This window comes from Candidatus Mycobacterium methanotrophicum (assembly GCF_023515995.1).
Taxonomy (GTDB): domain Bacteria; phylum Actinomycetota; class Actinomycetes; order Mycobacteriales; family Mycobacteriaceae; genus Mycobacterium; species Mycobacterium methanotrophicum.
The window spans coordinates 3320120-3334381 of the sequence record NZ_CP097320.1; the positions used below are offsets into that span (position 1 = coordinate 3320120).

Below are 14262 nucleotides of genomic sequence, written 5' to 3' on the forward strand. Positions count from 1 at the left end.
CGACGTGTCGAAATGGATGAGATGGCATCGAAACCGGGGCTTCTTTTTGGCGCCGGGATGAGTTTGGCGGGTATCCCGATTTCTGGCCAGGCGGTGTCCGGCATGGAGGCGACGTGATCCTGGTCTGCGGCGTTCACGCGGAACGTGGGAAGGCATGCCCCGATACAGTTTTCGCTTCGGTGAGGGCGAGAGGGAGCGCGGCGGGCAGCAGAAACTGTGAGCCGTTGAGTACCGACGCGGGGTGTGCTGGCGGACCGGCTCGTAGTAGCGCTGAACCGCCTGTAATGGGCGCGGAGCAAAGGGGCCGGACCATTCGGGTTGGTGAAGCAGTCAACCGGCGGCAGCCGGGAGGAGCTGGATGAAGCAATCGAAATCGCTGGGAAAGCCGTTCGAGATATCGAAATGGGCTGTTGCGGAGGCGTATCGCAGGGTCAAGGCCAACAAGGGTGCCGCCGGTGTGGACGGGTTGTCCATCGAGGGCTTCGAGTCCGACCTGAAGGGCAACCTCTACAAGGTGTGGAACCGGATGTCGTCGGGGACGTACTTTCCGCCGCCCGTGCGGGCGGTGGAGATCCCGGAGGCTGGCGGCGGTGTGCGGGTGCTCGGTGTGCCGACGATCGCGGACAGGGTTGCGCAGACGGTGGTGGCCATGGAACTGGAAAAGCGGGTGGAGCCAATTTTCCATCCGGGCTCCTACGGCTATCGACCCAAGCGTTCGGCGCTGGACGCAGTCGCGTCATGCCGACAGCGGTGTTTCAAGAAGGACTGGGTTGTCGATCTGGACATCCGCAAGTTCTTCGACACCGTCGACCACGAATTGATGGTCAAAGCGGTTCGGGCCAATACCGACCAGGACTGGGTGGTGTTGTATGTGCGGCGGTGGCTTTCGGCTCCGCTGCAACTCCCGGACGGGACGCAAGAGGTGCGGCATCGAGGTACCCCGCAGGGGTCCGCGGTGTCGCCGATTCTGGCGAACCTGTTCATGCACTACGCGTTCGACATGTGGATGGCCCGGAAGTTCTCGGACGTCGACTTCGAACGGTACGCGGATGACGCGGTGATCCACTGTGTCAGTGAGCGTCAGGCGCTGATGCTGAAGGCCGCCATTGGGGAACGTTTCGCCGCGGTGGGGTTGGAGCTGCATCCGGACAAGACGAAGATCGTCTACTGCCGGGACGAGAACAAGCGCACGCTCGATTCCGAGCACACCTCGTTCACGTTCCTCGGCTATGAGTTCCGAATGCGGTCGGCGCGCAACAAGTTCGGGGAGTTGTTCACCTCGTTCTTGCCTGCCATCAGCCGCGACGCGGAGAAACGCATCAACCGGGAGGTCCGCAGCTGGGGCCTGCACCGACACACGGATTGGACTCTGGGCCGGATCGCACGATGGATCAACCCCATGTTGCGCGACGCTGAAAATGACGACCAACGGACACTCAAGGCGACCACCTTCAAGGCCATTCCTCGCTGCCGATCATCGCCACCATTCGTCGGGCGTCAAGGTCGGTTCTCCTCGCTACGCTGCGGGGACTCCACCTTGACTCCCTCCTCCCGGCGGCAGGAAGCGGCACGTATCGAGGAATGGACATGATCGCCTTCAATGACCAATCCGTGTGCATTCGGACTGACGCCCAACACCCCATCGTGCGAGGCTGGCTGCGATATTACGGTCTGTTCTATCGGACGAAACTGTATGCGCTGTGCAAACGCATCAATACCTACTTGGTGCGGTGGGCTCGCAAGAAATATCGACGGTTGCACGGGTTCAAGAAGGTCAACGCCTGGTGGAAAGCCTTGGGGGAACGATATCCTCGAATGTTTGCTCACTGGGAATATACCCGTGGCTTCATGGCGACTGGATGGTAAGAGCCGTGTGACGGGAGACTGTCACGCACGGTTCTGTGAGAGCCCGGGGGTGAGATTCCCCCGGGCCACTCGACCTACCGCCTTCTTCGCGAAGAAACAGCAACCGTAGACGTTTACGCAGCTATTTCCGCTGAAGAAGGCAACTATTCGGTGGCCATGATGTGCAATGCCGTATCAGTGTCCCGGTCGGGCTATTACGCGTGGAAAAACCATGTACCGTGTGCCCGGGACCTCGAACGGCGTCGCTTGGAGAACCTGATCGTGGCGATCTTCGACGATTCCGACCACACGTATGGCTACCGGCGTGTGCATGCCCAGCTGGCGCGCCAGGGTGAGCAGATCGACGACGACACCGTCCGCCAGATCATGGGTGATCTGCACCTGGTGGCCTGCCAGCCACGGCCGTTTAGGCCTGTCACCACGATCGCTGGCGATATCGCCGGCCTGCCTGATCTGGTCAACCGGGACTTCACCGCGACCGCGCCCGGGGCCAAGCTTGTCGGGGACATCACCTACATCCGCACCTGGGAAGGATGGTTGTACCTGGCGACCGTGCTGGATTGTTTCAGCAAGAAAGTCCTCGGATATGCCATGGACTCCACCATGACATCGGCACTCACCTGCGACGCATTATCCATGGCTGCTGACAGAATTCGGCTATCGCGTCGCGGAACTGCGCCCACAGACCGGAGCGTGTGCCGGGGCGCATGCCGGCGCGCAACCCGACAGCGCTGACGTCTTGGCATGGGAACCCCCCGCACAGCACGTCGACAGGCTCGACACACCCCCAGTCCACCGCAGTGACATCCCCCAGATTCGGGACCTCAGGCCAGCGGCGCGCCAGCACGGCCGCCGCGGCCGGATCATTTTCGCACTGCCACACCGTTTGCGCGCCGAACAGCTTCTCGACAGCCGAATCTAAACCGCCGGCGCCCGAGAACAGCGACCCGACTTTCACGGGATTTTTTCCATGGACGGGCAGAAGAACTGCTCCGCTTTGAGCAGGATCATGACGCTGTCCCCAGGGTGCAGGCCAGGATTGCCGTGGTCAATTTCACCGATCTCGTGGTCTTTCGTCTTACCGTCATACAGGTTTGCGCACAGATCGTGCGCTTGAGTTAATAGTCCCGTCGGGTCGCCGGTTATGTCCTCATCGTTCAGCGCTTTAATGTAGCCGTCGTCGTCCGGCGGCCCTGGAACAGTTTTTGTCACTGTTTTTATCACCGTTTTGACGATAGGCGCGGCCTGTTCGATCCGCGGATGCGCAGCGCCAGCCAGGTAGGCTGCGACGGTGGCTGCGGTGAGCGCCGCCGTCAGGCTGACGGTCACCCGTGTGCGCGGGTCGCGCCACAACCGCCGGCGCGGCGCGGGGATCTCCTGCTCAGCGGAATACGCTTCGGGAGGACCCCCCTCAGTCGCGAGTGGGTAGTCCGCGAATTGTGTTGGCGGTTCCTCAGCGTGCGGGCCTAGCTGTGTGCGGGTGTCGTCGGTCATGATCATTTTCCTTCTCCTGCAGTGACGTTTTCTCAGTAATTTCCGCGTTGGAGAGTCGATAGTACGATCGCGGCGGCAACAACTGCGCCAATCCTGGTTGGACACAGGCGGATTCGACGGAGGCAGCGCCAACGCTGTTTGAGTTCGGCGTTGGCGCGTTCACCGATGGCACGCGCCGCGGTGAGCAGCATGTTGTAGCTCTGATTCTCCACGGCCAGGCCGCGGCCCTTGACCGGAGTGTGCACCCCGATCCCCGCTCCTTCGTAGCCCTTGTCGGCCAGCGTCGGCACCCCGTCGGCCGCGGACTTGTACAGCGCGCCCAGGCAGTGCGCGCGGGCGGCGGTGATGTCGTGCACGCTGCCCGGCTCGACCTCGCTCGACCACACCGGGAACCCGCCCGGGTCGGCCAGTATCTGCACATTGCCGCCCTGGGTTTTGTGCTTGCCCGAATACCACCGGTGATGGCCGGCCTCGTTGCGCTCGTCCACCCGGTCGATGGCGATCAGCGTCCCGTCCAGCGTCACGTGCGACCACTGTTCGGCCTTGGCCCGGTCGAGCACTTCGTGCAGGTCAGGAGCTTGTTCGGCGATCACGTCGATCGCCTCGTGCAGATAGCGGTAGCTGGTGGAGATCGGCAGCCCGGCCTCCATCGCCAACAACCGGATCGGGGCGTCGTCGCGGAACCACCGCAGCACCAGCTTGGCCTGCGTGCGCACCGTACCCGACCGCCGCCCGGCCCGCGTTCTGATCTCGCGCCGGTGAACGTGCAGCAGCGCGGTCACATGCAGCAGGGTTTCCTCCGGCACGTCGCAGATGGCAGAGTAGGTGAACACGTGGGGTCCTTTGCAGCGGAGCGGGTTTCCTCGTCGAAACCGAATCCTTGAGCAAGGACCCCACGCCCAGCCACTACGACACGCCGAAAACTCCAGTCACACCAGACTCACGAGCCCCAAGTGAGAAAACCTCAGTGTGGGTGTAGATCCTATCACTGCCGGAATGACAATTTTCCATTCGGACCGCGGGACTCAAGTATACTTCCCAGGATTTCGCCGATCACGCGAAAGGGCTTGGCATCCTGCGCTCCGTCGGCCGCACCGGTGTGTGTTACGACAACGCCTGGGCCGAATCGTTTAACGGCACCCTGAAAAACGAGCGAGTGAACCGCACCGTCTATCCCACACGTGAACACGCACGAAAGGACATCACCAAATACATCGAACTGCGCTACAACAACAAACGACTTCATTTAGCACCGTAATGCCTCATGTAAATATGCCCGCGAAACCTGATCCATGCCTCACGTAGGAATGCCCGCGAAATCAGGGTCAGCTGGCCGTCTTGTTCGTGGTGCGGATGCCGGATCTGACGTCGGGCGGGGCGGCGGGTATAGAGGCGAGGTAGAGCTGCTCGGTCTTGTCCTTGGCGGGTCTGAGCAGGGCAGCCTGCAGGTCGGCGATCTGGCGGGCGATCGCGGCCGGGTTGAGGCTGTGTCGGTAGGTGAGCAGCTCCGATTTCTGCGCCGCTGAGAGGACCCCGGCGGCCAGCAACCGGTCCAGCGGGGTCATGGGCTTGTCGTAGAGCCGGCGGCGTTGACCGTCGCGGCTGCAGCCGTAGCCGATGGGTTTGATGGTGGGGGTCAGGTAGTTGAGCCGGTCGTTGACCAGGTGCCAGAGCCGGTTGAGCACCGCGCGTTCCTCGTCGGTGTCGTAGCGGTAGTAGAATCCGTATCGGCGCACCAGGTGGTTGTTCTTGGACTCGATCGTGGCCTGATCGTTCTTCTTGTAGGGCCGTGAGCGGGTGAAGAAGATCTCCATCTGCGCCGCCCACTTGATGACAGCCTTGTTCAGGAACTCGGTCCCGTTGTCGACGTCCAAACCGGTTACCTCATAAGGTATTTCATGCACTCCTGCTTTCAGTGCGCCCAGGATGTGGGTGTTGGCGTTGTTGCGCACGGTGCGGGTGAACACCCAGCCGGTATGGACATCGGTGAGGTTGAGGGTGCGGGCGAACTCGCCTTTGAGTGTTGGGCCGCAATGCGCGACCGTATCACCCTCGAAGAAACCGGGTTCGTCTTCTACCTCATCGCCAGCCCTGCGAACCTTGATCGAATTCCGCAGCAGCGGTGAGGGTGTCGTCGTCGAAACACCACTGATCTGGTCCCTGGCCTTCGCCGGCGCCAGATAGCGGTCAATCGTCGCCGCGCTCATCTCCAGCAGCTCGGCACGCACGTCCGGGCTGTAGCGGTCACGACCGAAGGCCAGCTCATCGTGGCGTTGCAGGCCGTCGAGCTGCAAGCGCATCGAAGCAGCCAAATACTTCCCGCACTGCCCACCCGAGGCGGCCCAAACCCTTTGCAGCACCTTGAGCGCGTCGTAGGAAAACTTCACAGCCCTGGGCTTGCGGGGCCGCTTCGCCACATTGCGCCCCGGCCCCGGTGGCCGCTTTGCCGCTGCCGTGAGCCTGCGGCGGGCGTTGTCGCGCGACCAGCCCGTCACCTCAACGATCTGGTCCAGAATCTGCCCCCTGTTCTTCTTCGAGGCCTTCACATACGCCTTGGCGTACCTGGTGGTGATCTCGGCACGAGACGTCATCGACAACCCACATTCCATGCCTAACGACGGTCACCGTTTCGCGGGCATTCTTATGTGAGGCACCGAGGGTGTTTCGCGGGCACTTTTCGTGAGTCAAGTCGAGCACTGGACTACTGCACGCCGAATGAGGTAGAATCCGAATGGTTCAATAACCACAGGGCCGCCTAAAACGATAAATAAACAACTGTCCGAAAACGGCCGGGCAGGTCAGTATCGACGGTTGTTGAGGATGCGGCCGGACGGCTCCGAGTGAGTGTGAACGGAGGGCGGAAGTTTCGCTTTTCTCGCCCAAGATTCACGGTCGAAGCCCAGGATTCACACTCGATGCACGGGACGCCTCACCGGGCCGTCAGCCGATTTGCGGCAGCTCAGATGGCGCCGATGCCCTGCGCCACCAGCGCGAGCCCGACCAATCCCAACATCGCGACCAGGATCTGCCGGCGGTAGGACCGTGCCCAGTCATGTAGCCGTCGCAAAAGCGCCTGGGTCTTGGCTGGTGCGATCAAGTTGCCGAGCAGAACGATTTCGACAACCGCAAGCGTCTCGACAATGAAGACGATGGCGGCGCCGGCCTGCACGCCAAGGGGGGCTCCCGAGGTCAGGACGGTGGTGAGGCCGAAGACAACCATGGCGGGATTAGGCCCGGCCCAGAACCCCATCGCCAACGCGACCCACGAGGACTCGCTTTCCCAAGCGGTGTTGGCCCGGCCGACCAGACGACGGATTACACAGAGATTCGGCGCATCGGAGTCCAGCACCAAGGTCGACGTGCTGGCGCCGCGTGTCGCCAGGCGCGCTCGCTGACGCCCGAAAAAGCCGACCGTCAAGAAAGCCGCGACGGATAAAACGACCACACCCGCGACGATTTCGAGGTAGCGGACGCCTGCACTGGCGGCCGTGGCCGGGTTCGCCAAGTCGTGCACGAACGAAGAAAGACTCGGCGTGAAATGCAACACCAGAATCGGGATCAGCAATAAGAAAAAGCCGACTAGCGCGCAACCGACCCAGTAGACAAGCAAGTCCCGTGCCGGCCGTGGTCGGGAAACCAGCAGAAGGTTGAGTCCGAGACGCACCGGGTCGAGCGCGATGGGAATCGCCAGCGCCAACAGCGAGCTCCACATGGCCGCAAACCTACCGCCCCGCTTGTGTTGGTCGGTATCGAAGCTGGCTGCGCCAGAATTAGATCCGCAATGCCGCGTTGATTACGTTGAGTAAGCCTAAGCGTTGAGTGCTCTACCACCCCGAGGAGCCATGATATGACGATCGACGACGCGGCGGTCGCCGGCGCACTGCTGGCGGACCGGGTTGCGGTGGTGACCGGCGGCGGCGGTATCGGCGCGGCGACGGCGCGGCTATTCGCACAGCACGGCGCCGACGTGGTCATTGCCGATATCGACTCCGAACGCGCTCAGCAGATCGCCGACGAGATCGTCGACGGGGGCGGGTCAGCTCTCGCTCTCGTCGCCGATGTCCGCGACGTCGACCAGGTCGGCGGCTTGGCGCATGCAGTAGTCGAGCGCTTCGGCCGGGTCGACGTTCTGGTGAACAACGTGGGCCACTGGCTTCGCCACCCGGGCAACTTCGTCGGCACCGACTCCCAGGTGTGGGAGGAGCTGTACCAACCTGCACCACGTTTTCCTCGTGCCGCATGCCTTCCTGCCGACCATGCTGGACCAAGGCGGCCGGCGCGATTGTGAACGTCTCGTCGGTCGAAGGGCTGCGCGGCTGCCCGGATGACCCGGTCTATGCGGCTTTCAAAGCCGCCGTCATCCACTTCACCTGCAGCCTTGCGGTGCAGGGTCGGCCGCGACGGGTGCGCGTCGACGCAATCGGGCCCGACGTCACCGAATCACTGCAGGTGCCGCATTCGCAGTGGCTCTCCGACGAAGAACAGCTGCAGTGGCCGCAATGGGTTCCGGTCGGGCGGATAGGGCTGCCCGATGACCAGGCCCGGGCAATCCTGTTTCTGGCCTCCGGCGTGTCGGGGTTCGTCACCGGCCACACGATCCCGACCGACGGTGGCACCGCGGCAGCAGGTGGGTGGCTTCGATCCTCACGCCGGCCCCACCGAGAATGGACTAACCGCCCCGTCGCGCCCTGACCGATCAGCTCGGCTCGCGCAGCGGCAAGCCGGCAGCGCGATAAATCGCATCGATAACGGTCATGTTCTCGATCGCGTCTTCGGGCGTGGTCTTGACCCGTTCACCGCGCAGTACTGCCGCGGCGAAGGCGTCGAGCTGATACGCGTAGGAGGCGCGGCGCGGAAAATGCTCGACGCGTTTACCGGCAGCTGATCGAACTGAGAGTCGATGGTAGACCTTCGGCATGACCGGGTTGACTGCGCGAAGCTCGCCGCGGTCGCCCACCACGTGAGCCGCTGAACTCCAGCAGATGCGACGACTACATGGAGCAACGGATCCGGCCCGTGTGCCCCTCGGGGAATCGCGCACCTCGGCCGCCATGGCCCGGTCGACCTGCGGATCGCGCATTTTTGCTCGCACTGAAATGACTTCCGGCGTGAGCCTCCGAATGTGCGGACCATGTGGACCGCAGCGTCGAGCTCAGGGGCGGCGAGTAGAGCGTCATGACTGTCGTGCATCCGGGCGATGTCGTGTTTGGCCGCAAAGGCTGGCGCACGGGAAACGTCACGCGCCGCGACGGCGGTCACCGCGACGTCGGGGTTTGCCTTGGCCGGTTTGACGAGTGCAAGCGGCGCGATGCGAGCTGCACCGGAGGAACGTTAAGTGAGGTTTTCTCACTTGGGGCTCGTGAGTCTGGTGTGACTGGAGTTTTCGGCGTGTCGTAGTGGCTGGGCGTGGGGTCCTTGCTCAAGGATTCGGTTTCGACGAGGAAACCCGCTCCGCTGCAAAGGACCCCACGTGTTCACCTACTCTGCCATCTGCGACGTGCCGGAGGAAACCCTGCTGCATGTGACCGCGCTGCTGCACGTTCACCGGCGCGAGATCAGAACGCGGGCCGGGCGGCGGTCGGGTACGGTGCGCACGCAGGCCAAGCTGGTGCTGCGGTGGTTCCGCGACGACGCCCCGATCCGGTTGTTGGCGATGGAGGCTGGGCTGCCGATCTCCACCAGCTACCGCTATCTGCACGAGGCGATCGACGTGATCGCCGAACAAGCTCCTGACCTGCACGAAGTGCTCGACCGGGCCAAGGCCGAACAGTGGTCGCACGTGACGCTGGACGGGACGCTGATCGCCATCGACCGGGTGGACGAGCGCAACGAGGCCGGCCATCACCGGTGGTATTCGGGCAAGCACAAAACCCAGGGCGGCAATGTGCAGATACTGGCCGACCCGGGCGGGTTCCCGGTGTGGTCGAGCGAGGTCGAGCCGGGCAGCGTGCACGACATCACCGCCGCCCGCGCGCACTGCCTGGGCGCGCTGTACAAGTCCGCGGCCGACGGGGTGCCGACGCTGGCCGACAAGGGCTACGAAGGAGCGGGGATCGGGGTGCACACTCCGGTCAAGGGCCGCGGCCTGGCCGTGGAGAATCAGAGCTACAACATGCTGCTCACCGCGGCGCGTGCCATCGGTGAACGCGCCAACGCCGAACTCAAACAGCGTTGGCGCTGCCTCCGTCGAATCCGCCTGTGTCCAACCAGGATTGGCGCAGTTGTTGCCGCCGCGATCGTACTATCGACTCTCCAACGCGGAAATTACTGAGAAAACGTCAGTCTGCCGACGGCAAATACATCGAACTGAACAAAGGCTGTCTTTTGCGTGCCCGGGGCTCCGCTTGCTTATTTCTCAGCAACCTCATCCACATTCTTAATGTCGCACGCAGGGTGGACGCCTACCGTCAGCCCATTGCGGTGCCATGAGATACGAGCCCGAGTCGGGCGAGAAATGTCGTCTGCTTCGGCAGACCTACGCCTGCGAGGCTAAGTCAATTTCCCGAGCTTGCTCGAGGGCGTAGGTGGCATGTCAAAGTCATGTAAAAAAGGCCCGCGATATCTCGCGGACCGGCCACTGGACGGCATACATTTTTGGATCTACTGACGTTTCCGTGGGTGGCTTTCGAGGCCCGGACAGGCTTGTTCTCTGGGCCGCGCCAGTGGCCAGGGCAGGTCTGTGACCTGCCCTTTCGCCTGCCGGGAGGGCGCATAGAGGCTCGCGGGTCAAGGGTGGCCAAAGGCCATCGCGAAGCGACGCGCAGCGCCCTTGACGCGTGAGGGGTGCGTCCGTAGCAGGCGCGGCCCAGATCCGCGTTCACCCAACCGAACCCGTGACCAGCGCTCCGTCGGGCACCCACGGAAACAGCAGAAGAGCCACATTTTTTAAGTCGAATCGTCGGGTCTTGAGCCCGGCCCGGTATGAGGAAGATGGTCATGCTCACCGTTGAGGCGCGGCTTCGTGAAGAATTGCGCAACTGCTCCGTCGAATTACGTCAACTCGCATACACGCTGCAGAACGGGATCGGCGAGCACGATCTGCTTCGATTGTCGGAGCGGATGCGCGCCATCGCCGACGAGGTGGTTCGCAGCGGGGTTTAGCCGGTCAGGTAGTTCGGGCAATACTCGCCGGCCGCTAGCGTCGCGAACTTGGCGGCGCCGTTGCCCGGTGAATCCCGGGTTGCGCAGCTGCGGATTGTCCACAATCTCAGCGTCCGGTGTCCCCTTGTCGACTAGCTCGCATAACGGCGATGGCGGCGGCCGGGTCCTGGTAGGTACGACAAGAGTTCAGCCGGCGTTAACGACGGCGTCGCCGACCTAGCCGGGAGTGCGCCCGGACTCTTGCTCGCGCTCGGCATCGGCCACCGTCAGCGGCAACGCCAGTTCTTCTAGCGGCCGCTGCTCGGCGGCGACACCGAACCACAGTTCGACGAGGCCGGACGCCGCCATCACCGCGGCACCGATCAGGAACGACCAGACCATCAGGCCACGCTGACCCGAACTGATCAGCTGACCGAACAGCAACGGCCCGGTGATACCGCCGATCGCGGTGCCGACGGCGTAGAAGAAGGCGATCGCCAGCGCCCTGGTCTCCATCGGAAAGATCTCGCTGACGGTCAAGTACGCCGCGCTCGCACCGGCTGAGGCTAAGAAAAAAACCAACGCGAGCACAATGATGAACGTCCAGACGCCGCCAGTCCGGGTCACGAAAAGCGCCGCGAGGACGGCGGCCACGACGGCCGAACCGACATAGGAGAACGTGATCATCGGTTTGCGGCCGATGGTGTCGAACAGGTGCCCGAGTGCCAGGGGGCCGACAAAATTGCTGAGCGCCCAGAGGATGTAGAACAGCGGCACCTTCCCGGATGCGACGCCGTAGAACCCGCTCAACAGCGTGCCGAGATTGAAGGTCACGCCGTTGTAGAGGAAAGCCTGCCCGATGAATAGCGCCAGCCCCAGGACAGCGCGCCGCGGGTAGAGTTTGAAAGCCACCTGGGCGATCTCGCGGAACGAAATCGTCTCGCGCTGGCGAACTCTGAGCGGCTGCCCTCGCGGCTCAGGCAATGGTTGGCCGGTGTCCTGCTGAATTTCTTCTTCGATCTCGGCGACGACCCGCTCGGCTTCCTGCTCGCGGCCGTGGATGAACAGCCATCGGGGACTTTCCGGAACGTTGCGCCGGACAAGTAGGACGAAGATGCCGAAGATCGCTCCGATGCCGAAGGCGAGCCGCCATCCGATGTTGGCCGGGAAGTTCGCCGTGTTCAAAACGAGCAGGGCGCCCGCCGCTCCGGCGGCCGAACCCAGCCAATATGTCCCGTTGATGACCAAGTCCACACGCCCGCGAACACGCGCCGGGATCAGCTCGTCAATCGCTGAGTTGATGGCGGCGTATTCGCCCCCGATCCCGGCGCCAGTGAAAAAGCGGGTGATGAAGAAATACCAAGGCGCGAACGCGAACGCGGTCGCCACGGTGGCGACCAGATAGACCGCGAGGGTGAGCATGAACAGATTGCGTCGCCCGAAGCGGTCCGTCAGGTGACCGAAGAACAGTGCGCCCAAGCAGGCTCCCGCGATATAGACCGCCGCGGCCACGCCGATCTGTGCGGGGTCGAGTTCAATGCCGCTCCCCTTCTCGGTGAGTCGGGACGACACGTTGCCGACCATCGTGACCTCGAGTCCGTCGAGGATCCATACCCCGCCGAGACCGATAACGACGCGCCAGTGGAACCGCGCCCAGGGCAATCGGTCCAACCGTGCCGGCACGAGCGTGGTGATGGTTCCGGTCTGCACGCGTTCGCTCATCCTGCTCCGTTCTGTGTTGGACCGAGCGTTACCCGCTTTGGCTATATCGCAAGCCCCATTGTGTCTATGTGGTAGCGGCTGGCAGTCCAGGGCGGTGTGCCGGGGGTCGGTGTGAGCGTGATCGTGACGAGGTTTTTGCCGGCGGTCAGCCGAGCCGGCACCAGGTAGATGTCATCGAGCCAGCGGTGTGAGTTGTTACTGCGTGGTTCTAGCCAGATCCCGGCAGGTGCGCCATCGACGGCGACCTCGGCCGATTGGTAACCGGTCGCCTGGTCCGATGTCCGGCGTAGCAGGATGCCCTGATTGTCCGGACTGATCAGAACATGGAATGTGATCGCAGCATTGGTGGCGCGTATTAACCCGGCGACCGGGCGGACATCCTCGGTGCCCTCATATTCGCTGACCAACAGCTGATCGACTGCGTCGCTGTCTGAGTAGCCGTGCATGAGCCGACTGATGAGCTCTGCCGGGTTGACGTCATCGCTTCCGGTGGCGGTGTCGTTGGGTTGTGTGTAAAGGAATGCTGTTGAACTGTAGTCCGGTTGGACCATGTCGCGTTTACCGTGCTCGATGCCGAAGCGGATGGCGGAGCGGTAGTCGATCGCTTCGGCGAGCATGAGCCGATAAGCGGCCACACAATAGTCTGCGCAACCACCGCCGGCCGTGCGTTGATCGGGTTGGCCGGTGAGCGGGTCGCTGTAGGTAGTGCCGTTATGGAAGTACCAGCCTCCCTCATAGAAGTCCTCGGTGCCGGTGCCATACCACTGCGGCGACGCGGAACCGTCTGTGTAGACCCGTTCGGCCCCCTCGAGGAAGTACGGAGACTCGTCACCGAAGGACGTTTTGATCCGAGAACCGCGGATCGTGTGGCTGACGCCGACGAATTTTCCGTGGCCTTGTTCGTCGGCGAACAACCAGTCCTGCCCCGGAGTCGTCGGTCCGGCATGCGAACGTGCGGTGAAGTACCCGGCGCGGCCGCTGGCGAGCGCGGGTGCCCACTGCGGGTCGGGGGTGAACACGACGTCGCTGTCGATTCCTGTCACGGGGCCACCGGTGGCGTTGACGAGTGTGACGTGGGCGGTGTGCGCGAACGGCATTGGCCACCAGGCTGCCAACGACACAGACCCGTCGAGCTCTGGGACGGTGGCGAACATCAACGATCGCACATTGTCGATGCCCAGCCCGGCGCCGAAGAATTCGCCAAGGGGCGAGTCGACCATCGTTCGACCGTCGAACTCGATCTGCAGCCGTAGCCCGGCCAGGAGTCGATCCGCCGGTGACGGTAATCGCAACCGGAGCGCCGAGATGCTGCCAGAGCCAGTCGCTTCCGCGATCTGCAGCCCAGTGCCGGCGGGGATCTGGTTGACGCGATGGTTATGACCCGTGCTGGGTGCCGCCGGTTTCGGGTCGACGACGCCGGCGGCGCGGAAAGCGGCGAGCACGTCGAGTGCGGGGTCAGCCGGTGAGAAGGTGAGCACGCCGTCGGCTGTGGAAAACCGGCGATAGTCAACGTGGTAGTACTCCAAATGCGATGCGACGCTGATCCGCATCGACTGCCGGTAGGGCATCGGGACCTTGACGTATACGCCTCCCGGCGACTGCGTGGCGTTGGCTACCAGCGGCCAGGCGAAGGGCGCGCCCAGCGCGCCGTCGACCAGCGATTGCAACGGTGCCTCTAGCACCGTCCGGCCATCCAGGTCGATGCGGACTGTTCCGAGCGCGGTCACGTTGCCGCCGTCGCGGGTGAACCAGATCGAATCGATCTCACCGGCGCCGCGATCTTCCGCGATGACACAGCCGGCACCACCAACTGCCAGACAGCCCCCGCTGCCGTTCTTATTGCCGGTGGAGATGTCGAAATTGCCGCCGCTTCGATCGAAGCTCGACAGCTGCGAAGTTTGCGTGTCGGCACTCAGATACGGCAACCGGTCCAAATGACGGTAGGTGTCCCAGCCCACCGTCTTCTCATCGAATGCGCTGCTAACTGGCTTGGCCGGTGCGGCGGAGGCGCCCGCAGCACCGCCAATCCCCAGCACCAGCAATGCAAACATCGCCGACGACGCACGAACAGCGACCGGCATGGGAGCGACTAATCGACTC

At 63.2% G+C, this 14262-nt stretch carries 13 protein-coding genes and 2 pseudogenes; 7 read left to right on the plus strand and 8 right to left on the minus strand.

Annotation, left to right across the window (positions count from 1 at the left end):
- The first annotated feature begins 358 nt into the window (after positions 1–358).
- The 3 genes from ltrA to M5I08_RS17140 all read left to right on the plus strand — a co-directional run bounded on the left by ltrA (position 359) and on the right by M5I08_RS17140 (position 2601).
- The gene (gene ltrA, locus M5I08_RS17135) at positions 359–1591 is read left to right on the plus strand and encodes a group II intron reverse transcriptase/maturase (protein ID WP_249762860.1); all 1233 of its coding nucleotides are present in this window, start codon (positions 359–361) and stop codon (positions 1589–1591) included.
- Entirely contained in the window at positions 1588–1866 is a 279-nt protein-coding gene (locus M5I08_RS26960; protein WP_370328499.1) for a group II intron maturase-specific domain-containing protein, read from the plus strand. Before ltrA ends, M5I08_RS26960 begins: the two co-directional genes overlap by 4 nt.
- A 159-nt stretch (positions 1867–2025) precedes the next feature.
- A complete protein-coding gene (locus M5I08_RS17140) occupies positions 2026–2601 on the plus strand; it encodes an IS3 family transposase (RefSeq protein WP_249763389.1) in 576 nt (191 codons plus the stop codon).
- Here the strand turns inward: M5I08_RS17140 and M5I08_RS17145 are convergent.
- The 3 genes from M5I08_RS17145 to M5I08_RS17155 are packed head-to-tail and all read right to left on the minus strand — an operon-like array spanning position 2483 to position 4193.
- Positions 2483–2824, minus strand: a complete 342-nt coding sequence (locus tag M5I08_RS17145) for a DNA cytosine methyltransferase (RefSeq protein WP_219070920.1) — start codon at positions 2822–2824, stop codon at positions 2483–2485. The genes M5I08_RS17140 and M5I08_RS17145 overlap by 119 nt on opposite strands.
- Positions 2821–3360 carry a DUF732 domain-containing protein gene (locus M5I08_RS17150; RefSeq protein WP_219070919.1) on the minus strand — a complete coding sequence of 180 codons (540 nt, stop codon included), beginning with the start codon at positions 3358–3360 and terminating at the stop codon, positions 2821–2823. Before M5I08_RS17150 ends, M5I08_RS17145 begins: the two co-directional genes overlap by 4 nt.
- 32 nt (positions 3361–3392) lie before the next feature.
- Complete coding sequence (locus M5I08_RS17155; RefSeq protein WP_249762759.1) at positions 3393–4193, minus strand: transposase family protein; 801 nt, start codon at positions 4191–4193, stop codon at positions 3393–3395.
- Between the two features lie 266 nt (positions 4194–4459).
- Between M5I08_RS17155 and M5I08_RS26965 the strand changes: the two genes are divergently transcribed.
- A complete protein-coding gene (locus M5I08_RS26965; RefSeq protein ID WP_370328500.1) occupies positions 4460–4618 on the plus strand; it encodes an integrase core domain-containing protein in 159 nt (52 codons plus the stop codon).
- A gap of 67 nt (positions 4619–4685) precedes the next feature.
- Here M5I08_RS26965 and M5I08_RS17160 read toward each other — a convergent pair whose 3' ends face one another.
- Positions 4686–5951: an integrase catalytic domain-containing protein gene (locus tag M5I08_RS17160; protein ID WP_249762861.1), complete on the minus strand. Its 1266-nt coding sequence runs from the start codon at positions 5949–5951 to the stop codon at positions 4686–4688.
- A gap of 368 nt (positions 5952–6319) precedes the next feature.
- Complete coding sequence (locus M5I08_RS17165; protein ID WP_219070859.1) at positions 6320–7072, minus strand: GAP family protein; 753 nt, start codon at positions 7070–7072, stop codon at positions 6320–6322.
- A 135-nt stretch (positions 7073–7207) separates the two neighbouring features.
- Between M5I08_RS17165 and M5I08_RS17170 the strand changes: the two are divergent.
- A pseudogene (locus M5I08_RS17170) lies at positions 7208–8052 on the plus strand (SDR family NAD(P)-dependent oxidoreductase).
- A gap of 4 nt (positions 8053–8056) precedes the next feature.
- On the opposite strand, the pseudogene M5I08_RS17175 reads toward M5I08_RS17170, so the two are convergent.
- Positions 8057–8670: pseudogene (locus tag M5I08_RS17175) on the minus strand (hypothetical protein).
- Between the two features lie 160 nt (positions 8671–8830).
- Between M5I08_RS17175 and M5I08_RS17180 the strand changes: the two are divergent.
- The gene (locus M5I08_RS17180; RefSeq protein ID WP_249762759.1) at positions 8831–9631 is read left to right on the plus strand and encodes a transposase family protein; all 801 of its coding nucleotides are present in this window, start codon (positions 8831–8833) and stop codon (positions 9629–9631) included.
- Between the two features lie 665 nt (positions 9632–10296).
- Complete coding sequence (locus tag M5I08_RS17185; protein WP_249762862.1) at positions 10297–10461, plus strand: hypothetical protein; 165 nt, start codon at positions 10297–10299, stop codon at positions 10459–10461.
- 216 nt (positions 10462–10677) lie between these two features.
- On the opposite strand, the gene M5I08_RS17190 is transcribed toward M5I08_RS17185, so the two are convergent.
- Positions 10678–12162: an MFS transporter gene (locus tag M5I08_RS17190; RefSeq protein WP_219070366.1), complete on the minus strand. Its 1485-nt coding sequence runs from the start codon at positions 12160–12162 to the stop codon at positions 10678–10680.
- Positions 12163–12203: 41 nt separating this feature from the next.
- Positions 12204–14213, minus strand: coding sequence for a glycoside hydrolase family 172 protein (locus tag M5I08_RS17195; RefSeq protein WP_219070374.1), 2010 nt, complete (start codon positions 14211–14213; stop codon positions 12204–12206).
- Between the last annotated feature and the right edge of the window lie 49 nt (positions 14214–14262).